Origin of the sequence: Kribbella sp. NPDC051620 (genome assembly GCF_044453825.1) — a bacterium.
Taxonomy (GTDB): domain Bacteria; phylum Actinomycetota; class Actinomycetes; order Propionibacteriales; family Kribbellaceae; genus Kribbella.
Window position 1 is genome coordinate 519,891 of sequence record NZ_JBITDB010000004.1, and the last position, 20,018, is coordinate 539,908.

General features: G+C 68.6%; 20 protein-coding genes. 9 read left to right on the top strand and 11 right to left on the bottom strand.

Annotated features, from left to right (window positions below):
* Positions 1-5: 5 nt before the first annotated feature.
* Positions 6-836, bottom strand: coding sequence for an LLM class flavin-dependent oxidoreductase (locus tag ACIA12_RS21515; RefSeq protein ID WP_396368796.1), 831 nt, complete (start codon positions 834-836; stop codon positions 6-8).
* 190 nt (positions 837-1,026) lie between these two features.
* On the opposite strand from ACIA12_RS21515, the gene ACIA12_RS21520 reads away from it, so the two are divergent.
* The 3 genes from ACIA12_RS21520 (at position 1,027) to ACIA12_RS21530 (ending at position 4,154) form a co-directional block, all read left to right on the top strand.
* The gene (locus tag ACIA12_RS21520) at positions 1,027-1,971 is read left to right on the top strand and encodes an N-acetylglucosamine kinase (RefSeq protein ID WP_396368797.1); all 945 of its coding nucleotides are present in this window, start codon (positions 1,027-1,029) and stop codon (positions 1,969-1,971) included.
* 207 nt (positions 1,972-2,178) lie between these two features.
* Positions 2,179-3,639 carry a hypothetical protein gene (locus ACIA12_RS21525; protein WP_396368798.1) on the top strand — a complete coding sequence of 487 codons (1,461 nt, stop codon included), beginning with the start codon at positions 2,179-2,181 and terminating at the stop codon, positions 3,637-3,639.
* Between the two features lie 14 nt (positions 3,640-3,653).
* Complete coding sequence (locus tag ACIA12_RS21530; protein WP_396368799.1) at positions 3,654-4,154, top strand: AAA family ATPase; 501 nt, start codon at positions 3,654-3,656, stop codon at positions 4,152-4,154.
* Here the strand turns inward: ACIA12_RS21530 and ACIA12_RS21535 are convergent.
* On the bottom strand, positions 4,143-6,206 hold the full coding sequence (locus ACIA12_RS21535) for a YhgE/Pip family protein (protein WP_396368800.1): 2,064 nt from the start codon (positions 6,204-6,206) through the stop codon (positions 4,143-4,145). The two genes, ACIA12_RS21530 and ACIA12_RS21535, sit on opposite strands and share 12 nt — an antisense overlap.
* Complete coding sequence (locus ACIA12_RS21540) at positions 6,203-7,018, bottom strand: hypothetical protein (protein ID WP_396368801.1); 816 nt, start codon at positions 7,016-7,018, stop codon at positions 6,203-6,205. The genes ACIA12_RS21535 and ACIA12_RS21540 overlap by 4 nt, the downstream gene beginning before the upstream one ends.
* Positions 7,019-7,076: 58 nt before the next feature.
* On the opposite strand from ACIA12_RS21540, the gene ACIA12_RS21545 reads away from it, so the two are divergent.
* Positions 7,077-7,685: a TetR/AcrR family transcriptional regulator gene (locus ACIA12_RS21545; protein WP_396368802.1), complete on the top strand. Its 609-nt coding sequence runs from the start codon at positions 7,077-7,079 to the stop codon at positions 7,683-7,685.
* Positions 7,686-7,738: 53 nt separating this feature from the next.
* Here ACIA12_RS21545 and ACIA12_RS21550 read toward each other — a convergent pair whose 3' ends face one another.
* Together ACIA12_RS21550 and ACIA12_RS21555 are read right to left on the bottom strand one after the other, a co-directional pair.
* On the bottom strand, positions 7,739-9,280 hold the full coding sequence (locus tag ACIA12_RS21550) for a molybdopterin-dependent oxidoreductase (protein WP_396368803.1): 1,542 nt from the start codon (positions 9,278-9,280) through the stop codon (positions 7,739-7,741).
* 105 nt (positions 9,281-9,385) lie between these two features.
* Positions 9,386-9,940: a MarR family transcriptional regulator gene (locus ACIA12_RS21555; RefSeq protein WP_343966704.1), complete on the bottom strand. Its 555-nt coding sequence runs from the start codon at positions 9,938-9,940 to the stop codon at positions 9,386-9,388.
* Positions 9,941-10,137: 197 nt separating this feature from the next.
* Here ACIA12_RS21555 and ACIA12_RS21560 point away from each other — a divergent pair, with 197 nt between their 5' ends.
* Positions 10,138-11,139: a hypothetical protein gene (locus tag ACIA12_RS21560; protein WP_396368804.1), complete on the top strand. Its 1,002-nt coding sequence runs from the start codon at positions 10,138-10,140 to the stop codon at positions 11,137-11,139.
* A complete protein-coding gene (locus ACIA12_RS21565; RefSeq protein WP_396368805.1) occupies positions 11,139-12,650 on the top strand; it encodes a hypothetical protein in 1,512 nt (503 codons plus the stop codon). The genes ACIA12_RS21560 and ACIA12_RS21565 overlap by 1 nt, the downstream gene beginning before the upstream one ends.
* 409 nt (positions 12,651-13,059) lie before the next feature.
* Here the strand turns inward: ACIA12_RS21565 and ACIA12_RS21570 are convergent, their stop codons facing one another.
* Positions 13,060-13,704: a GNAT family N-acetyltransferase gene (locus ACIA12_RS21570; RefSeq protein WP_396368806.1), complete on the bottom strand. Its 645-nt coding sequence runs from the start codon at positions 13,702-13,704 to the stop codon at positions 13,060-13,062.
* A 64-nt stretch (positions 13,705-13,768) separates the two neighbouring features.
* Between ACIA12_RS21570 and ACIA12_RS21575 the strand changes: the two genes are divergently transcribed.
* Positions 13,769-14,695, top strand: a complete 927-nt coding sequence (locus ACIA12_RS21575) for a hydroxymethylglutaryl-CoA lyase (RefSeq protein WP_396368807.1) — start codon at positions 13,769-13,771, stop codon at positions 14,693-14,695.
* Between the two features lie 31 nt (positions 14,696-14,726).
* Here the strand turns inward: ACIA12_RS21575 and ACIA12_RS21580 are convergent, their stop codons facing one another.
* The 3 genes from ACIA12_RS21580 to ACIA12_RS21590 all read right to left on the bottom strand — a co-directional run bounded on the left by ACIA12_RS21580 (position 14,727) and on the right by ACIA12_RS21590 (position 17,334).
* Positions 14,727-15,557 carry a helix-turn-helix transcriptional regulator gene (locus tag ACIA12_RS21580; protein ID WP_396368808.1) on the bottom strand — a complete coding sequence of 277 codons (831 nt, stop codon included), beginning with the start codon at positions 15,555-15,557 and terminating at the stop codon, positions 14,727-14,729.
* 44 nt (positions 15,558-15,601) lie between these two features.
* On the bottom strand, positions 15,602-16,297 hold the full coding sequence (locus ACIA12_RS21585) for an EcsC family protein (RefSeq protein ID WP_396368809.1): 696 nt from the start codon (positions 16,295-16,297) through the stop codon (positions 15,602-15,604).
* Between the two features lie 119 nt (positions 16,298-16,416).
* Entirely contained in the window at positions 16,417-17,334 is a 918-nt protein-coding gene (locus ACIA12_RS21590) for a class I SAM-dependent methyltransferase (protein WP_396368810.1), read from the bottom strand.
* Between the two features lie 96 nt (positions 17,335-17,430).
* On the opposite strand from ACIA12_RS21590, the gene aat reads away from it, so the two are divergent.
* The gene (gene aat, locus ACIA12_RS21595) at positions 17,431-18,117 is read left to right on the top strand and encodes a leucyl/phenylalanyl-tRNA--protein transferase (RefSeq protein ID WP_396368811.1); all 687 of its coding nucleotides are present in this window, start codon (positions 17,431-17,433) and stop codon (positions 18,115-18,117) included.
* Here the strand turns inward: aat and ACIA12_RS21600 are convergent.
* Positions 18,101-18,790 carry a TetR/AcrR family transcriptional regulator gene (locus tag ACIA12_RS21600; protein ID WP_396368812.1) on the bottom strand — a complete coding sequence of 230 codons (690 nt, stop codon included), beginning with the start codon at positions 18,788-18,790 and terminating at the stop codon, positions 18,101-18,103. The two genes, aat and ACIA12_RS21600, sit on opposite strands and share 17 nt — an antisense overlap.
* A 122-nt stretch (positions 18,791-18,912) precedes the next feature.
* Between ACIA12_RS21600 and ACIA12_RS21605 the strand changes: the two genes are divergently transcribed.
* Entirely contained in the window at positions 18,913-19,374 is a 462-nt protein-coding gene (locus ACIA12_RS21605; RefSeq protein ID WP_396368813.1) for a nitroreductase family deazaflavin-dependent oxidoreductase, read from the top strand.
* A 149-nt stretch (positions 19,375-19,523) separates the two neighbouring features.
* Here ACIA12_RS21605 and ACIA12_RS21610 read toward each other — a convergent pair whose 3' ends face one another.
* Positions 19,524-20,009 carry a DUF1016 N-terminal domain-containing protein gene (locus tag ACIA12_RS21610; RefSeq protein ID WP_396368814.1) on the bottom strand — a complete coding sequence of 162 codons (486 nt, stop codon included), beginning with the start codon at positions 20,007-20,009 and terminating at the stop codon, positions 19,524-19,526.
* Positions 20,010-20,018 lie beyond the last annotated feature (9 nt).

The window sequence follows — 20,018 nt, forward strand, 5'->3', positions numbered from 1 at the left end:
GGCGGTCAGCGGTAGGTGTCGAGCTTTGCGGTGACCTTGTCGAAGACCGCCTGTTCGTGTGGCTTCGGGGCGTAGACGACCAGCTCGTTGAAGCCGATCGCCTCGTAGCGTTCGACCAGGCGGCCGAAGCCGTCCTCGGAGGCCCATGGGTCGATCTGTCCGTAGGCCAGCAGGACTCGGCGGATCTCCCGCCCGGCGAGACCTTCGTCGAGTGTCTTCGCGCGTTCGATCGACTTGGCGTAGAACTCTTCCTCGGTCGCGGCGCCGGGGAAGGTGACCCAGCCGTCGGCATGGGCTGCGACGACGGCTAGTGCGCGAGGGGCGTTCGCGGCGACGATCAGGGGCAGGCGCTCCTGTACGGTGCCGGGCGTCATCGCGGCCAGGGTGTACGGGTAGTACGGGCCGTCGTGGTCGGTGACGTCGCCGGACAGGAGCCGTTCGACGACGGCGACGAACTCGGCCAGTCGGTCGGTTCGCTCGCGCGCGGTCCAGACCGGCGTACCGGCCATGCCGTGGTCGGTCGGCCAGACGCCCGAACCGATGCCGAGGTCGAACCGTCCGCCGGAGATGTGGTCGAGCGTGGTGGCCGCCTTGGCCAGTACGGTCGGCTGCCGGAACACCATGTTCGCGATCAGCAGCCCGACCCGGATCCGGCTCGTCGTCGCCGCCCAGCCGGCGATGACGGTCGGCCCGTCGTGCACCGGGATCGCGGCCTCGCGCGGGTTGCGCAGGTTGTCGCCGGTCCACAGCCCATCGAAGCCGATCGACTCGGCGATCCCCGCCCACCGCGCCGCGTCATCCCAGCCGGCCGGATTCACCTTGAGCCCGAAGCGCATCTCGTTCCCTCCCGTAGTCCTGTTGCACCACCCTCGCACGCCACCAGCTCGCGGCCCTCGGAACCAGCCCCCAACGCGAAAACCCTGCCCACAAGCGGGAAACCGTGCCCGGGAGGACCCTCGACGTGTGATCAGTGGTCTACTCGGCTTGCTCCGACCTACCGCCGCACAGAAGGCAGAGGACCACCACATGACCCACCTTGCTTTCGACGGCGGCCAGTCAGCCCTCCGCCTCCGCGTCCTCCCCACCCGCACAACCGCCGAAGGCCCCGGCCACACCCACACCCCCCAAAGCCTCCAAGCCACCCTCCAAGCCATCCGCCAAACAGCCACCAAAGCCGGCATCCCCGAGCAACCCCGCACCCCCACAACCACCCGGGCCGCCGCCACCACCCCCGGTGGCTCCGAGTGGGTTGAGGTTGTTGCGCTTGGGCTTACTGGGTTTCCAGCGGATCCGGTGGTTGCGCGACAGTTGGCGGCTGGGATTGCGGATGTGCTGCAGGCGAAGGAGGTGCGGCTGACGCAGGACATGGTGACTGCTCATGCGGGGGCTCTGCCCGGTGGGTACGGGGTGGTGGTGGCGGCTGGGACCGGGCTGGTCTGCTTGGCGGTGGATCGGGACGGGGGTTGGTACAAGGTGGATGGGCACGGGTACCTGTTCGGTGACGCGGGGAGTGCGTTCGCGATCGGGCGGGCCGGGCTGGTCGCAGTACAGCGAGCAAGAGATGGGCGTGGGCCTGAGACGGCGCTGGCTGAGACGGCGCTCGATCCGATCGCGCTCTACCCGTCGCCGACGTTGGTGGATGACGTCGCCCGGTTCGCGCCGGAAGTACTGCGGTGTGCTGCCGAGCAGGACGCCATCGCCCAGCGCATCGTCACCTGCGCCGCCACCGACATAGCCGAGACGATCACGACCGCCGTAGCCCGGCTGGCCGGCAACGAACCCGTCCCCGTCGCCTGCGTCGGCGGCCTGTTCGCCGGAGCCGGCGACCAACTAACCGAACCACTCCGCGCACTCCTCCCCAAGCGCGCCCACCTCACCGCCCCAGCCGGCAACTCCCTCGACGGCGCCGAACGCCTCGCCACCGAACCCCCCGGCCCCTACGCCGACCTACTCGTCATCCACCACACCTGAAAACCGCCGACACCATGCTCCGCACCTGAGCGACCGGCGGCAGCGTCTCCCGCGCCGGGGCCGGCGTCACCCGTCCTCCGCATCTGGGGGACACCTTGTTCTGCGGCGGCGGTTCTTGCGGCACCCTCGGTGGAGGTTTGGGCGGGGTGCCTGTCTACTGGTGTCCACAAGCAGATCGGCACGGGGCTGACGGCTGGAGCATGGAACATGAGTGAGTTGCTGCTGGCAGCGGTGTCGCTGGACGTGACCCCACCACCGGGTCATCGCCTCGACGGCTACGCCGCCCGCGAGGGCAACGCCACCGGTACTGCGGACCCGCTCCGCGCGACGATGATCTGGCTCAGTACGGCGGACTCGCCCGGCGTGCTCTGGCTGAGCCTGGACGCGATCGCCGTCAGTACTGAACTGGCAGCCGAACTGTCCACCGCGGCCGGTTCAGCCGCCGGCATCCCGCCCGAATGCGTCCTCGTCTGCGCCTCCCACACCCACTCGGCACCAGCCGGCTGGGCCGGCCAGATCCACCCGGTCATCCCCGTATGCCGCGAGCCCGACCTGTACGAAGCACTGACGACCGCCGTCGCCTCCGCATCGATGGAGCGTCGCCCGGTGCGAGCGTCCTGGCGTTCGGCCGAGGTCGTCGGCGTCGGCACGAACCGGCACCGGCGCAATGGCCCGCACGACAACACGGCCGGCATTCTAACGTTGCATTCCGTCGCCGACGGCTCACTCACCGCCGTCCTCCTCGACTTCGCCTGCCACCCCACGACGTACGGCCCCGAAAACCTCCTGTACTCCGCCGACTGGCCCGGCGCCACCCGCAAAGCCCTAACCCACCTCACCACCACCCCCACGTCGCCCCCCGCTCCCGCTTCCCCGGCAGCTCCCGCCGCAGCCGCTTCCCCGGCCGCTGCTCCCGCCGCCGCTCCAGCGCGTGACGGCTCCGCCTCCGACTTCTCCATCCCCGACACCGCTGCCCTTCACTCCTCCGCCCCGGACGCCTCCGTCTCTGCGTCCGCCGCCGGAGCCGACGCGGCTCAGCGCGAGCCTGTGGTCGGCTTTCTTCAAGGAGCCGCAGGCGACGTCAGCCCGCGCTTTACCCGCCAAGGCCGAGGTGCCCTCGAGGTAGCGCGCCTAGGCGGCCTCCTAGCCACCCGCGTCGCCGAAGCCATCGCCATGCCCGGCCTCGACCTCCCCTCGGAAGCCCCGACCATCCGCCGCGCCACGGTCACCCTCAAGGTGCGCGACCTTCCCACCCCAACCGACCTGGAAGCAGTAGTCGCCACCGCCGAAGCCGGCCTCCACACCGGCCAGGACGACCCCACCCGCCGCATAGCCCAAACCCGCCTCGACGGCGCCCGAGGCCAAGCCCTGATGGCCGCCGCCGACCTCCCACCCACCCTCGACCTCCCCATCAGCGTCGTCATGCTCGGCGACGTCGCCTGGGTCCATCTCCCGGTAGAACTCTTCGCCAGCCACGGCTGCCACCTCCAGGCCGACAGCCCCCACCCCATCACCCGCGTCATCGGCTACACCGACGGCTACTACGGCTACGTAGTGGACCCAGACGCCGCCCACCAAGGCACCTACGAAGCCCTCATCACCTACTTCGACCAGCCCACCACCCAAACCCTCCTGACCTCCGCCACCAACCTGCTGACGGCCGAGTGACAACCGTCATCGTGGTGACCGGCTTGCCCGGCACAGGAAAGTCGACGCTGGCTGAACGCATGGCGGGAGAAACAGGAGCGCCGTGCTTCGCCGGTGACTGGTTGATGGGGGCCTTGAAGCCGCACGGGGTGTTGCAGGGGCTCGACCGGGCGACATTCCTAGGCCTGTACTACGACCTGCTCGGCACTCTCGTCACGCGGCAACTCATGCTCGGGCAGTCAGCGGTCGTCGACTGTCTGGTCGACGAGGTGATCGTCGAGCGCTGGCGTGAGCTCGTTACGCGGTACGACGGACGACTGTTGGTGGTGGAGTGCATGTGCTCGGACGAGGCCGAGCACCGTCGGCGCCTGGACGGTCGGCAGCGCGGGATCCCGGGCTGGCACGAGGTCGACTGGGCTCACGTCGAGCGGATGCGAGCGGAGTACCCGCGATTGGCCTCGGTTGATCTGGTGGCGGATGCGATGGACCCCGTCGAGGCGAATCTCGACGGGGTCCGGCGGCTGTTAGAGGGCTAGCTCCGGCTGGAGCTTCTTGGCGGGCCAGACTCGTTGTTTGCGGGCTGCCAGGGCGGAGGCGCCGAGGCCAGCCAGGAGCCAGGCAGTGAGGACGAGGAGGTCCTTGCCGAGGCTGTTGCCCGGGCCGTCGTACATGAGGTGGCGGACGCCGTCGATGGCGTAGCTCATCGGAAGTACGTGGTGGAAGAAGTAGAGCGGGGCGGGGATCGTCTGCCAGGGGAAGGTACCGCCGGCGGAGACGAGCTGGATGACCATCAGGACCAGGCCGAGGAACTTGCCCACGGCTCCGAACCAGGATGAGAGGGCATGCAGGATCGCCACGAAGGTGATCGACGTCAGCATCAGATACCCGACGGTCATCAGTGGATGCGCGGTGTCGATGCCCAGCCCGAAGATGACCGCGGTGAAGACCAGCGCCGCCTGGATCGCGCCGAAGATTGCCGGAGGCAACCAACCGCCGAGCGCCACCCGGATCGGTGCCTGTAGACCGGCCAGCGCTCGGGGCGACAGCGGGCGTACCAGCAGGAAGAGAACGTAGGCGCCGATCCAGCAGGAGAGGCTGAGGAAGAACGGAGCGAGACCGGCGCCGTAGCTGTCGGCGGTTGCCTGCGAGTCGTTCTTCAGTCCGACCGGAGCGCCGAGGGTCTCCGCAACCGCCTTGCGTGCTTCGGGTGACGGGTCGGGGATCTGCTTCGCGCCGTTGGTCAGCGCTGTGTTCAGCTCACCAGCGCCGGTCTTGAGCTTGCCGACACCCGTCGCGAGGCTGTTGACGCCGGCGAGCAGTTGCCCTTGTCCGGTGACCGCCTGCTGCTCACCTGTCGCGAGTTGCGCTGCGCCGGATTGCAGAGCGTCGACGCCGGTCTTCAGCTGACCAGCGCCTGAGTTGAGCCGGCCGGCGCCAGTGGCGGCGCTCGAGATGCCGGCGGTCAGCGCCGGAGTCGCATCGGCGAGCGTCTGTGCGCCGGTCGCCACCTGCCGCGCACCCGATGCGAGCTGGTTGAGCTGCTTCGAGGTCGACTGGATCTTGGTGTTCGCCGCGACCACCGGGCCGCGCAGCTTGGCCGTCTCGGTCAGTACCTGGTTGATCTGCGCCTGGGTGAAGCCGCGCTCCTTCAGCCGCGCGGCAAGGCCCTTGTCGAGCGAGGAAAGGTCCGACACCAGCGTGCTCGATGCGGTCGCGACCTGCTGCCCGATGCCCGCGATCTTCTCGTTGCCATCGGCAACTTGATCGGCGCCGTTGGCAAGCTTCTTCGTGTCGGTCGGCAGGCTCGCCGTCTTGTTCTTCAACGTCGTCAGCCCGGAACTCAACTGGCCGGCGCCGCTGGCCAGGTCACCCGCGCCCTTCGATGCCGTCGTGAGTCCGGTGCTCAGCTTGCCGGCTCCCGCGGACAGCTGCTGCTGCGCGGTGTTCAGCTGGCCGGCGCCGGTCTGAAGCTTGCCGACGCCGGTCGCGGCCGACGTGAGCCCGGTCTGCAATTGCCCAGCACCGTCCGCGGCCTTGGTGATCTGTCCGTGGATCGTGCTGAATCCGGCCAGCAGCTTGCTCGCCGCGGTTTCGCTCACCTGCGCCGCGACGGATTTGGTCACCTGCGCGACGACCTGATTGGCGATCGTGTGGGCGAGGTAGTTGTTGGCGTCGTTGGTCAGCAGCTCGAGATTCGCCTGCCTGGGTTCGAATTCCGCACTCGACGCGAGGTCTGACGAGAACGACTTCGGCAGTACCAGGGCGAACTCGTACTTCCCGTTCTGCACCCCCGCCAGCGCCTCGGCCCGGTCGACCCGGTGCCAGTCGAAGCTCTTCGACTTCACCAGCTCGTCCGCGACCTGCGGTCCGACTGACAACTTCTCGCCGGTGGACAACGTCGTACCGGCGTCCTCGACGACGACCGCGGTCGGGACCTTGTCGAGCCGGCCGTACGGGTCGTGGTTCGCGTACAGGTAGAGCCCGCCGTACAGCGTCGGGACGAGGATCATCGCGATCACGGCCAGCTTGGGCAACCGCCCCGCGGTCAACCGCCGCAGCTCGCTCATCGCCATCCGGATCGAGGTCATGCTTCGTCCTTCTTCTCATCAACCGCCGTGGCCTCTGCAGGCTCTTCCGCGTCGTCTTCTGCCGCTGTTTCGTCAACGGGCTCGTCAACCTCGGTCGGCACTTCGGTTGGTGCTTCGACCTCGGTCGGTACTTCGTCCTCGATCGGTACTACGGGTTCGACCGGCGCGGCCGCTTCCACCTGCACCGGATCTGGCTGACTCAGCGACCCCAGCTGTGCCGCCTCCACGCCCAGCAACCGCGCCGACGCGTCAGCGCACGTGATCACCACGCCGTACCCGCGCGACGCCAGCTCGCGACCCACCGCGTACCACTCGTGCGGATCCCCGCCGAGCCGATCCGGCATCGTCAGGATCACGAACTTCACCTCGGGTCGCGCCACCGTCAGCTCGGCGAGCATCTCGGTCCGCACCCCGACCGGCAGATGCTCGAACCGCCGCTCCGCGAACTCGGCCCAGTCATGCTCAGTCAGCCACGCGTCAACCGCCTTGCGCCCGGCCTTATGTCCAGCGATCGCCAGCTCCTCGCCAACGACCGTCCGCACCGGCAGCGCATCGTCCGGCTCGGTGATCCCCGGCGTATCGACCACGGCGACCCGCTGGCGCAGTACGCGCCCAGAGGTATCGCCATCCAGCTGTACGTCCCCACCGTTCGGCTTCAGTCGCCCGGAGAGGCCCAGGGCCAGTGCGACGTGCCCAGGTCCGGGATAGCCCGTCAGCAGGACCAACTGATGGTCACTGACGCTGATCGACGTCGCATGCAGCATCGGCGCGTGCGGACCCTGCACGCTGATCGCGTGAGCCTTGAGCTCCATCGTGGACTACCCCGTTCAATACGGTTGTGTATTCAATACAGAACTGTATCCTACTGCTATGGAAACGCCCAAGCGACGTCGCTCCGCCACCCGGGCCCGGCTGCTCGAAGGCGCCCTCGAGGTGTTCGCCGAGCGCGGCTTCCACGGCGCCTCGGTCGAGGACATCTGCGAACGGGCCGGCTTCACCCGCGGCGCGTTCTACTCGAACTTCGGCTCCAAGGACGAGTTGGTGCTCGCCCTCTTCCAGGCGACCACGGATCGCCTGCTCGAGCAGATCGCCGCGCTGCTGCCTGACCTTGCGAATCAGCCAGGAACGCTGCTGGACGCAGTACTGGGCCTGCTGGACGAGGCCGCGCCCGACCAGCGGCAGTGGCACCTGATCTCGACGGAGTTCACCCTGCATGCGCTGCGCCACCCCGAGGCCGCGGCGGCGCTCAACCAGCAGCGCGCGATGTTCCGCGATCAGCTGACGCGGCTCGTTGAGGAGATCATCAAGGCGAGCGGCCTGCGGATGAGCGTCCCGCCACAGCAGTTCGTACGGCTCGTCATCGCCGTCCACGAAGGCGCCCGCGCCCAGAGCCTGCTAGAGCCCGACCTGGTCCCGGCCGGCTCGTTGGAACACACGTTCCTGCCACTGGTACTGGACGCGGTGTCCGGCCGCACCTGACGGCCGCGCGACTCGACGCGGTGCGCGGCCGGCCGCGCTGACCCGACGCGGGTCTAGCCGACCTTGATGTCGACGCTGTGCAGGCCGGTCGAGCCATCCGGGGCGGGCGGGGCCTGCGCCTCGATCTGAGGGTTGCCCTGGGCGTCGAACGCGCGGACCTGCAGCACGTGGTTGCCACGCGGCGCATCCCAGGTCCAGTGCCACTGCCGCCACGTGTCGATCGACGCATCCGCGGCCAGCTCGGCCTCTTGCCACTGACCACCATCGACGCGGACCTCGACCTTCGAAACGCCCACGTGCTGATCCCACGCGACGCCGGCCACGGTCACCTGACCGGTCGACGCCTTCGATCGCGGTACGTCGATCCGCGACGACAACTTGATCGGACCCTTCTCCGACCAGCCGCGCGGGGTCCAGTACGCCTCGAACTGATCGAACCGGGTCACCTCGATCTCGGCCAGCCACTTCGTCGCCGAGACGTACCCATACAGACCCGGTACGACGATGCGCACCGGGAACCCGTGTTCGACCGGCAGCGGCTGCCCATTCATCGCGAACGCCAACATCGACTCGCGATCATCGGTCAGTGCGCTCAGCGGCGTACCGGCCGTGAAGCCGTCCTTAGACGTCGACTTGATCGCATCGGCATTGGCCGACACCCCGGCCTCGGCCAGCAGGTCCTTGAGCAGTACGCCGGACCAGAGCGCGTTGCCGATCAGGTCACCGCCGACCTCGTTGCTCACGCAGGTCAGCGTGACCCACTTGTGGACAACCTTGCGCTGCAGCAGATCGGCGAAGTTCAGGTTGATCTCGCGATCGACCATGCCGTGGATGCGAAGCGTCCAGTCGCTCGGCATGATCAGCGGCACGGACAGCGCCGTGTCGATCCGGTAGAAGTCCTCGTTGGGCGTCGCCCACGGATCAGCACCGGCAGCCTGTACTCCGGCCGGCGGGTCGAGGCTCGGCGGCAAGGGCAACTTGAGTGCGTCGCGTGCCTCCGTGACGGCCGCGCGGTGCCCGCCGATGACCCGGCCGAGAGCGCCGACCGCGATCGTGCCGAGCGTCACTCCGGCCGAGAGTTGGAGGAAGCCGCGGCGACTGACGCCGTCCTCGGGGTACCTGGCCAGCCCGGACAGCCTGGTGGCGAAGAGCCGGAGCAGGAGCAGGGCGGTGATACCGGCGACGAAGGATGGGGCGAAGCCGGTCTGTCCGGCGTCGGGCCTGGTCGCCGCGGCGAGGACGGCGACGCCCGCGAGCACGATGACGACGGCCGCGCCGGCCCAGTACCGGCGTACCGACAGGATGCCGCCGAGCGCGGCGAGGGCGAGCAGAACGACGAGGATGCCGGTCTTGAGAGCGGTCTTGTCGTGCGTCCCGAACAGCGAGATCGCGAGGTCCTTGAGCCACGGCGGGACGCGGTCGATGAAGGCCGAGCCGATCGCCACGACGGGCGTCTGACGGGTTCCGAGCAGCGCCGCCGCGACAGAACCCGCGGCGAGACCTGCGACGGCGGCCAGGATGCCGCCGACAGCCGATCTGAGGAAGAGTCCTCGCCGGTCTGGTCGCGCCGGGATGTTGCTACCAGGGTCGCTCACGGGAGACCGGACGAGTGGATGGTTCACAGCTCAACCATCGCTCGGCGCGGCGTCCGGCACCAGCCAGACGCCGCATCCGTTAGTAGCGGGTAATGCGAAGGTGGTTCAGATCCGGTCGGCCGCGGACAGCGAACCGAGGTTGGGCCGGCCGTTGGGCCAGCGACGGGCATTGTCGCGTACGCGACGGAGCTTGCCGAGGACGAGTTCCTGCTCGTCCGCCAGCTGGGACATCCACAGGCTGTCGATCTCCAGGAGGTGGTCCGGCAGCGCGTCGCGAAGCCGCCGCTTTCCCTCCTCCGTGAGGACCGCATACGAGCCGCGGGCGTCATCGGGACAGGGCTCCCGGCGCACCAGACCGAGGTTCTCGGCGCGGTCGACCAGCCGGGTGATGCCGCCGGTGGTGACGGTCAGCTCCCGGGCGAGTGAGGTGAGACGCTGCTTCTCCCCGTGGCTGCGGGCAAGCCGCAGCAACAGTTCGAACATTGCCATTTGCAGACCACTGCGCTTGAGGGAATGGCGCATCAGGTGATCGAGTTCGGCTGCTGCTTCACGCAGCAGGCCGTACGCGGTGATCACGTCGCTTTCCCAGGGTTCGGCGGCGTGAGTGGGTTCTGCATCGGCGAGCGCTAGGGGCGAGCAAAGCGAAGGCGCGATGGTCATGCGCGGACTCTATTAGCTGACGCGGTGACTTCGCTACACGGGGTGACCTATCGGCTACAGGTCGAGACGCGATTGATGGCATATTGAGCGTGACTGAGGCCCGTTCAGGTGCTGCCTGTGGATAACTTCCGCGGCGATCGGCCGATCTTTGCCAGGCTTTCCCTGTCAGTCCGACAAGGGGAAAGCAGGAGTTTCCGATGACCGAGCCCGAAGAGAAGTCCCCGTACGGCCCAGGCTTCATCGCCGCCTGCATAACCCTGACCGCCATCCTCGCCTGCGGCGCCCTCCTCCTCTTCACCGCCCCCTCCACCACACCCACGTCCGCCAACCCCACCTGCCCCGACGGCGCAACCACCGGCACGTCTGCCGACGGTGGAGTTGCTGGCGGCTCGCCCTCCGCAGACTCCTCGGCCGCTGGCGGCCAGTCCGAGTGCGGGGCTGGGGAGCCAGAGGGCGGGGCGGCCGGGGACGGCTCAGCCGGTGGCGTCGACCAGCCCTCGACAGCAGGCTCCGGCCAGCCTTCGACCGCCGCGTCCAGCCTGCAAGACCCCAGTCAGTCCAGTCAGCAAGGCGCGACCCCCGGCACCCCACAGCCCGCCGGCGAGGCCGTAGCTCTTCCGAGTGGCTCGACGTCGACGGGGTCGTCCGGTGGTACTGCGAGCAGCTGTGGCTTGACCGATGGCGACCAAGCGACACCGTCGAGCCAGCCGCCGAAGGCTGACTTGTGGGAGGTCAGCCGTCGAGTGGTGGTGCCGCGCTCGTCGGCGTACGGGCCGGGGAAGACCGACTCCGACGGCTTCCGGAGATGTTTCGCGCATTCGCCGACCGGCGCGGTCTACGCGGCGTACAACGTGATCGCCGCCCTGGCCGACCAGACCAAGATCATCCCGACCGCGACCAAACTGATGGTCCCCGGCCGCAACACCGACCTCCTGCTCCAGGAGGTGCGCAAGGAGACTCCCGACACGGCGTCGACCCCGGCGCAGGTCGCGGGCTACCGGATCGTCGACGCCGACCGCGACCGCGTCACCATCATGCTCGCGATGCCGGTGCAGACGGAGTTCATGAGCGCCACCTTCACGCTGACCTGGCACGCCGGCGACTGGCGGCTGGTACCACCGCCGAACGCCGGCGACGTCGGCGCGCCGTACTCCCAGCACCACAACCTCAACGACTTCGTCGAATGGAGTGGTGTCTGATGTGCGGAAAAGTGGACATCGGCTGCAAGGTCGGCGAAGGCATCGGCAACGTGATCAGCAAGGCCACCGAAGCGCTGGTCCAGCAACTGTCCGACGCCGTGCTCGCCTGCCTGCACTCGCAGGCGACCTTCTGGATCCAGATCAAGAGCCCGACACTGGCTACCGAGGACGCGGCCGGCCACTGGAAGAACCAGTCGACGATCGCCTTCCTGCAGACGCACACCTTCTGGCTCACCACGACCCTGTTCACCCTGGCGATCCTGGTGGCCGGGATGCGGATCGCCTGGGAGCAGCGCGGCGACCCGCTGCGACAGTTGCTCAAGGCAATGATGACGTTCGTGCTGGTGTCCGCGGCCGGGACCGCGACGCTGCAAGTGCTGACCGCCTGGTCGGACAGCTTCGCCACGAGCATCGTCAATGCGGCGCTGCCGCCGGATGTCTCCTTCGAGAACGCGATGCGAGGGGTGATGATGCAGGACGGCAGCCAGATCGCGCAGCGGATGCCGCTCTTCCTGATCATCTTCTCCGCCTTGGGGGTGTTGTTCGGTTCGCTCATCCAGATCGTGTTGCTGCTGATCCGCTCGGCGATGCTGGTACTGCTGGCCGGCCTGTTCCCGCTGGCAGCGGTCGCGACCCACACTGAACTCGGCAAGGCCTGGTTCAAGAAGTTCTGCGGCTGGGCGCTGGCGTTCATCGCGTACAAACCCGCGGCCGCGCTGATCTACGCGGCGGCGATCCGGATGACCCACGAGGGCATGGTCAACTCGACCGGTGACGGCCTGATCCAGACGCTGACCGGCATGATGATGCTCGGCCTGGCCGTCGTCGCCCTCCCCGCCCTTCTCCGCTTCACCGTCCCGCTCACCGCTGCCGCTGCAGGCGGCAGCTCAGGCACCGGCGCCGCAGCCGCCGACCCCGGCGGCCTGGCGTCAGGAGCCATCAACGTAGGCCGCTCTTCCGGCTCAGCCTCAGCGTCCGGCGCCTCCGCCGGCAAGGCAGGCGGAGGCGCCGGTGCCAGCGCTGGTACCGGTGCCACCGCTGGCGGCGGCGCGGCTGCTGGTGCAGGCGGCGGCGCATCAGGCGCAATCGGCGCCGGCCCAGCAGGCGTAGCCATGGCCGGCGCCAAGAAGGCAGCCGGCTCCGTAGCCGGCGCAGTAGCCCACTCAGCCGGCGAACCAGGCGGCGGCACCTCATCCTCCGGCAGCTCATCCGGCGGCTCATCAGGCGGCTCCGCGGGCGGCTCCCGCTCAGGTGGCTCGCGCCCCAGCGGCTCCGGAGCAGGCGGCTCTCGCTCAGGCGGCTCCCGCTCAGGCGGCTCCGGCGGCTCCCGTTCGGGCGGCTCGGGCTCCGGCGCTGGCGGCTCACGTTCAGTCGGTTCCGCCTCTGGCAGTTCTGGCTCCCACGGCGGCGGCTCCAGCCCGTCGGGCTCGGGGTCCGCATCGCCCCGCGCCAAACCCCCGCCTGCAGGCTCAAGCTCCTCCGACCACACCGGCCCCTCCGGCAACTGGTAGCCCCAACCAACACCTGAGTCCCCGCCAGCCCGCCCGCCAGCGGCCGATACACCTAACCCACAGCGGAGCTTCCGCCAGCCACCAGCCAACCCGCCTGCGGCTGGTGCGTCTAACGCACAGCGAGCTGCTTTCGCCAGCCACCAACTCGGCCGTCGGCGGCTGGTGTGCCCGAGCTCAGAGTGGAGCCGCTTGCGCCCGCCCGGCTTGCAGCCTGCGTTGCGGTTGGCTTGCCGGCCGGCAGCTGAGTTGCCTTCGGATCGGCCGGTGCGGGTTGCGGCGGGGGCTGTTTCCCAAGCTGTGGATAACGCTGTGCAAAAGTCTGGGGACAACGGGTCAGGTGGGGAATCGATGCCATTGGTGCCAAACCCATTGTGGCTTTGGGGATCGGCGCTGGGGGCAGCCTCAGGTGTTAGCGGACGAGTAGGGCTTCGGCGCCGACTGGGTGGTAGTTGGCGGCTAGGAAGGTTCGGGTGGAGGCGGCGTTGCCGGGGCTTACCTGGGACCAGATGTGGGTGCCGGGTGGGATGAGGGCTCGGGCGGCTCGGGCTAGCTGGCGGCCGTGGCCGGTGCCTCGGGTTGGCTCGGGGACCTCGAGGGCTACTTCCAGGCGGCCGGCCAGGCCTCGGCCGGTGAGGACGAGGCCGCCGTACGGGCTGGTGTACGCGTGGACGTCGTCGCGGTAGCGCCAGGCTCGTTCGATTCGGGGGTGGCCGCGTTCGGTGACCTCGATCAGGCCGTCGACGGCGGCGGCGCGTTCGGCTGGGTCGGTGAGGGCGGGGGCCAGGAGCATCTGGTCGATGGCGTTGACGCGGCGGCCGGTGAGTTGCTCCAGGGCGTACAGGAAAGGCGGGTTGAGCGGGGCGGACAAGTCGCCGTCGGGGATCAGCTCGGCGACCCAGTCCGGCGAGACGTCCGCGGCGATCACGATGTGCGCGGTGAAGGCCACCACGCAGACCTCGCGGTCGGACGGAGCCGGTACCACCGTGATGCTCAGGTCCGGGGTGGGGAAGACGCCGCCTTCGATCCCGCGCAGAATGTCAGCCAGAGTTGTCATCACGAGCCATTGTGGAGGAGAACCCTCCCGGCCCACGGGCCAGGCTCACGAGACGGAGGCACACGTGCGCAAGCCTGAGCTGGTCGCGGCCGAAGGGCTGCCCGAGAGCGTGACGATCTACGAGGTCGGTCCGCGGGACGGGTTGCAGAACGAGGACGCGATCGTCGATGTCGCGGTCAAGGCCGAGTTCATCCAGCGCCTGGCCGCGGCCGGGCTGACCACGATCGAGACGACCAGCTTCGTGCATCCCAAGTGGGTGCCGCAGCTCGCCGACGCGGCTGAACTGCTGGCCCGCCTCGACCTGCCGGACGGACTCCGTACGCCGGTACTGGTGCCGAACGAGCGTGGCCTCGACCGGGCGCTCGAGGCCGGCGTGAGCGAGATCGCGATCTTCGCCAGCGCGACCGAGACTTTCGCTGCGAAGAACCTGAACTCGACGGTCGACGAGCAGTTCGCGATGTTCGCCCCGACCGTGCGGCGCGCGCTCGACGAGGGGTTGAGCGTTCGTGGGTACGTCTCGATGTGTTACGGCGATCCGTGGGAGGGCGACGTACCGATCGACCAGGTGGTCAAGGTCGGCGCGCGGCTGGTCGAGCTCGGCTGCCACGAGCTCTCGCTCGGCGACACGATCGGCGTCGCGACGCCGGGTCAGGTCGTCGCTCTGGTCGGTGCGTTCGAGAAAGCCGGAGTCGGCGTCGACAAGCTGGCCGTGCATTTCCACGACACCTACGGGCAGGCGCTGGCCAACACCCTCACCGCACTCCGCGAGGGCGTCACCACTGTGGACAGCTCGGCAGGTGGGCTCGGCGGTTGCCCGTACGCCGAAAGCGCCACCGGCAACCTCGCCACCGAAGACCTCCTCTGGCAACTCGACGGCCTCGGCATCAAAACCGGCGTAGACCTCGAAAGCCTCGTAACCACCAGCGCCTGGATGTCCACCCAACTAGGCAAGCCCTCCGCCAGCCGAGTCGTCCAAGCCCTCGCCGGCTAACGGCCAGGAGTCGCTGCGAGCGGCGGAGCTCCTAGACCTCGGCTGGTTGCCGGCGGGTCAGGGGTAGCCGTTCGCGGGTGCTGTCGTCCGCCGGGGTGTCGACGAACAGGACCAGGTCGGGATGCGCCGGCACGGCCAGCTCCGTCACTGTGAACGACAGCTCCCCGGCGACCGGATGCACCAGCCGCCGCAGCCGTGCCTCACCGTCCGCCACCTCGTGCCTCGCCCAGAGTTGCTCGAACTCCGGGCTGAGTTTGCGGAGGCGGGTGAGGTCGGTCTCCCAGTCGGGGTCGCCGATGTGTTCGACGTACGCCGACCGCATCCGGGCGACCAGGTACGGAACTTCGGTGTCGTAGTTCAGCAGCTGGTCGCGCGCGAGCGGCTCGGTCACGATGCACCACAGCAGGTTGAGGTGGATGCAGGGCAGCGTGTGCCAGTCGTGGTAGAGATCCTTGGACGCCTTGTTGGACTGGAGAATGTCGTAGCGCTTGTTGGTGATCAGCGCGGGCAGCGGATCGAGTGCGGCCAGGATCTCGCTCAGCACCGACTCGTTCGCGCAGACGCCGGTCTTCGTGCGCAACGGTGTCGCCTCGGCCAGCGAGTACAGGTGCGCGCGTTCCAGTTGATTCAGCCCGAGGGTCGTCGCGACCGCGTCGAGCACCTGCCCGCTGACATTGATCGGCCGGCCTTGCTCGAGCCAGGTGTACCAAGTCACGCCGACCCCGGCGAGCTGGGCCAGCTCTTCGCGCCGAAGGCCCGGAGTACGCCGCCGCCCGCCTGGAGGCAGCCCGACGGCTTCAGGCGTCACTTTGGCGCGACGCGCCTTCAGAAACTCCCCAAGCTCAGCCCGACGTGTACTCACCCGATCATGCTGACACGCACCACCGACAGTTTCCTCAGGATTTACTACTGCTCGATCGGCCGGCGGATCCGCCGGACCAGGCTCTTGTCGGCGTACTGGCCGATCCGGAACGTCGACCAGCCATCAACCCCGGCACCCACAGCGCCGCCGAGCAGCGGAACCCGTCGCGTCACCATCAGCCCCATCCGCTTCCCGCCGATCCGCGCGATGAGCTCACCCACCACCTCGCCGGCCACCAACCGGTCCAGCTCGGGGTCGAAAACCGGCGCGGTCGCGATCGCCAGCGGCGAAGTCGGCAGACTCGCCTTCTTCAACCGGTCCGTCACGCCATCCTCGCCGAGCAAACAGGTGATCACGGCCGTCCGCACCCGCGGGTCGTCCAGATCAAAACCGCGCAGATGAGCGATCGACGCGACCATTCGAGCCTGTACCACCGCCAGGCCGGTCAAGTTGGCCGGCAGCGCGACCGGCAGCGTGACGAGCCCGCCGATGCTGGTGACGAACCCCTGCACGCTGGCCAGCCGGATGTGCTGCTCGATCACCGTGTCGACCGCGAGCTCCGCATCGCCGTCGTGCTTGGCCAAATGCTTCTCGGCGACCTTCTCGGCGCCCGGAAACCGCTGGTACCCGTCGATCGCGATCTCCAGGACCTGACGGAGTACGCCGGCCGCCGCCTGCGGAGCGAACCGCTGGGCAGCAGGCGCAAGACTGCTGGCAACAAACCTGGCTACTCCGGCCACAGCACTCCCTCACAACTCGGACACCCGTCCCCGGAGACTCAAGGACAGGCGCAGCACCCTCAACTCTACGTGCCACCCCAGCTCGCGCCACTCGGGAGAAACCCTGGCCGGTCCCCTGCCTACCGACCGAGTTGGGCGCGAGTGCACCGGGTGACGTACGGCATCGTCAGATTCTTGCGACCGCGCAGGTCCAGATGCGAGTCGAGCAACTCGGTGACCTGGTGCATCAGCTCGTCGCGGTCCGCGGCCGGCATGGTGATGACGTACGACCGTGACGCGACCATGTCGAGCAGCTCTGCCCGGGTCAGCGCGTGCTCCCAACGGATCTCGAGTCGCTCGACCGCGCGGAACGGCGTACCGATCGGTGGTGATGAGTCGATCTCCTGGCGAGCGTGCCGGTGCAGCACACGATCGAGCTCGGCCACCCACGGCACCGTGTGGTCGCGGATGTTCCACACCAGCCCGAGCGTCCCGCCGGGAGTGAGCACCCGCGCGATCTCGGGCAGCGCGACAGCCGGATCGAACCAGTGCCACGCCTGCGCCACCACAGCAGCGTCAACAGCCCCGTCATCCAGCGGAATCGCCTCGGCCGAACCATCCCGTACGTCGGCCGACGGCACCGTCGCGACCAGTTCCTCGCGCATCGCGGCCAGCGGCTCGACGGCCGTCACCGCAAGGTCGCGAGCGGCCAGCAGTTGCGTGAGCTTGCCAGTACCTGCGCCGAGATCGAGCACCGACTTCGCAGTACCGGGGACCAGCCAGTCGACGGCCGACACCGGATACGACGGCCGCCCACGCTGGTACGCCGCGGCCGCGTCACCGAAGGATGCCGCCTGGGACTGCTTCGACCAGCGCCGACTCGCGCCCTGCCGGGTCATCCCGCACGCCTGCCCGATCTCCTCCCAGCTCGCCAGCCGCTGCGACCGCAACTGCTCGATCAGCTCGGTACGCCGATGCTCGAGCGCGGCGATCACCTCGGTCATCCGTGCGAGCCCGCCGAGCCCGCCGGAACCCTCGATCTCCTCGACGATCTCCATGCTCAGCAGCATATGCTGCCAACACCTAGACATGTCAACAAATGTTGCGGCAGCCCGGGCATGAGGTCTGTCGGTGGAGTAGGTCAGGATGGTGGGGTGCCAATCGATCCACCTCCCTCCGTGTGGGAATTCCCGCCGGTCGCGGTCGCCGGTGCGAGCGACGTCGTAGCGGCCGGGGCGGATCTCGAGCCGGGCACCGTGCTGGCGGCGTACAAGCGGGGTCTGTTCCCGATGCCGGACAGTCATGGGCCGCTGCTGTGGTGGTCGCCGGTGGATCGTGGCGTGATCGAGGTCGACGGCTACAAACCGTCGCGGTCGCTGCGGCGGGCGCGGCAGCGGTTCGAGATCCGGGTCAACACGGCGTTCGACCAGGTCATCCGGGCCTGCGCCGACCCGAGCCGGCCGGGGTCGTGGATCGATGACGGCATCATCGCGGCGTACACGAAATTGCACGAGATGGGCTGGGTCCACTCGGTCGAGGCGTGGGACGGCGACGAGCTGGCCGGCGGCCTGTACGGCGTGGCGATCGGCGGGCTGTTCGCGGGTGAGTCGATGTTCCACCACAAGACGGACGGCTCGAAGGCGGCGGTGCTGGGGCTGATCGAGTTGCTCAGCGACAAGTTCGCCTCCGAGCGCGTGCTGGACATCCAGTGGGTGACGAGCCATCTGGCGACACTCGGCGCGGTCTCGATTCCGCGCGAGACGTACGTCCGCCGGGTGGATCGCGCGCTGGCTTTCCCGTTGCCGCTGGCCTTCGGTGGAAGCCTCAGCCGATACCGATGAAGGTGGCCAGCTGGCCGGTCGCGTCCGCGAAGAACTCGTCGGCCGGGTCCATCGTCCCGACCAGTTGCCCGAACAGCTCGAAGCTGACCATCCCGTAGAGCTGGGTCAACGCGATCATCGCGCGAGCCAGCACCTTCAGCGGTACTCCGGGCGCGAGCTCGGCCAGGATGCCCAGCTGCTCCACCATCAATCCGCTCGGCTCCGGTGTGTCAGCAGGCGGAGTCAGTACGCCGGAAGCCTGCGCCTCACTCAAGATGCCCAGCAATGCGATCGCCACCCGCCCCGCTGGCTCGATCGTGCTCTCCGGCGCTTTGTAGCCGGCGACCGGCGACCCGTAGATCAGCGCATACTCCTGGGGGTGCGCGATCGCCCAGGACCGGACGGCTCGGCAGACGGCGAGCCAGGCCTCGCGTGGAGTCGGAGCGTTCTTGGCGGCTGTCTCGGCTTCACTGCCCAGCGCGTTGTACGCGTCGATGATGAGCGCGGTGAGCAGATCGTCGCGGCTGGGGAAGTACCGGTAGAGCGCCGACGAGACCATGCCGAGCTCGCGCGAGACGGCCCGCAGCGACAGCCGCTCGGCGCCTTCGATGGCGAGCTGGCGGCGGGCGGCGTCCTTGATCTCGTGGGTCAGCTCGGCCCGGGCTCGGTCACGGGCGGTCCGTCCGGCGTTCATACCGCGCAGTCTGCCATGATCACCGGACTAAATCGAGAGCACTGCTCTTGACTCGCGTGGCGATGGGGTGTTCACTGGTCACAACAGAGAGCACCGCTCTCGCAAACTGGGAGGCGATCCTGATGCAGGAGTACAACGACAAGCGAGTGGTGACCACCGGCCGCGGCAGCATGCTGGCGATGAACAAGGTGGTGGCCGGCTTGACCAACCTCGGCATCAGCCTGATGGGCAGCCGGGTGCTCTCGGTGCAGGGCCGCAAGTCCGGCGAGTGGCGCAGCAACCCGGTCAACCTGCTCGTCGTCGACGGCCAGCGCTACCTGGTCGCGCCGCGTGGTCACGTCCAGTGGGTCCGCAACCTGCGCGCCAGCGGCACCGGCACCCTCCGCGTCGGCCGCCAGATCGAGTCCTTCCGCGCCGAAGAACTCGCCGACGCCGACAAGCCCGACATCATCCGTACCTACCTGAAGAAGTGGGCCTGGGAGGTCGGCGCCTTCTTCGGCAAGGACGTCCGCAAGGACTCCCCTGTCGAAACCCTCCTGCACGTAGCCCCTGGCGTCCCGGTCTTCCGGATCCACACCGCCTGAGATTCCCGATCTCAGTCATCCCACTCCTTCTCGCTCTCCCGGACCACGTTCCCCTCCAGCCGTTTTCCACCCGGAAAACCAGGCGGGGCAGCTCGGGGCAGCGGGCTCGGGCGTGTCGGAACGGCGATCGGATGGGTGCGCAGGAGCGGTCAGTCGGCTGAGCTGGGCTTGGCGGGGCGGCGGAGATGGACCTGGCGGTAGAGGTTTTCGGTGATGTTGGTTCTGAGGGCGGCACGGGTCCAGTTGTTGTCGAGGGCTTCGCGGGCGTACCAGAGGCGCAGGGTGGGGCTGTCGAGGAGTTGCAGCAGGGTCAGGTGGTGGTACCAGGGGAGCTGGGCGAGTGGGCCGCGGGCGTACGCCTCGTGCGGCCAGGCCTCGGCGAAGGCTCGCATGTAGCTGAGGTTGCGGACCGAAAGGCCTTTGTGCGCGGGGAAGCGGGCCGTGAGGTCGGTGGAGAGGTGGACGAGGCAGCGGTTCGTCCAGTCCGGTTTCTCTTGCCAGTGCAGGATCTCCCGGCCGATCGACCAGTGGACGAGCAGTGGCTCGCGGTCCGCCGTGAGATGGGCGGCGACCGTCTCGAGGAAGTTGGGGTACCAAGCCGGCATCGAGGGCCGGGCGGTGGGAGTCGAGGTCATGCGAGACAG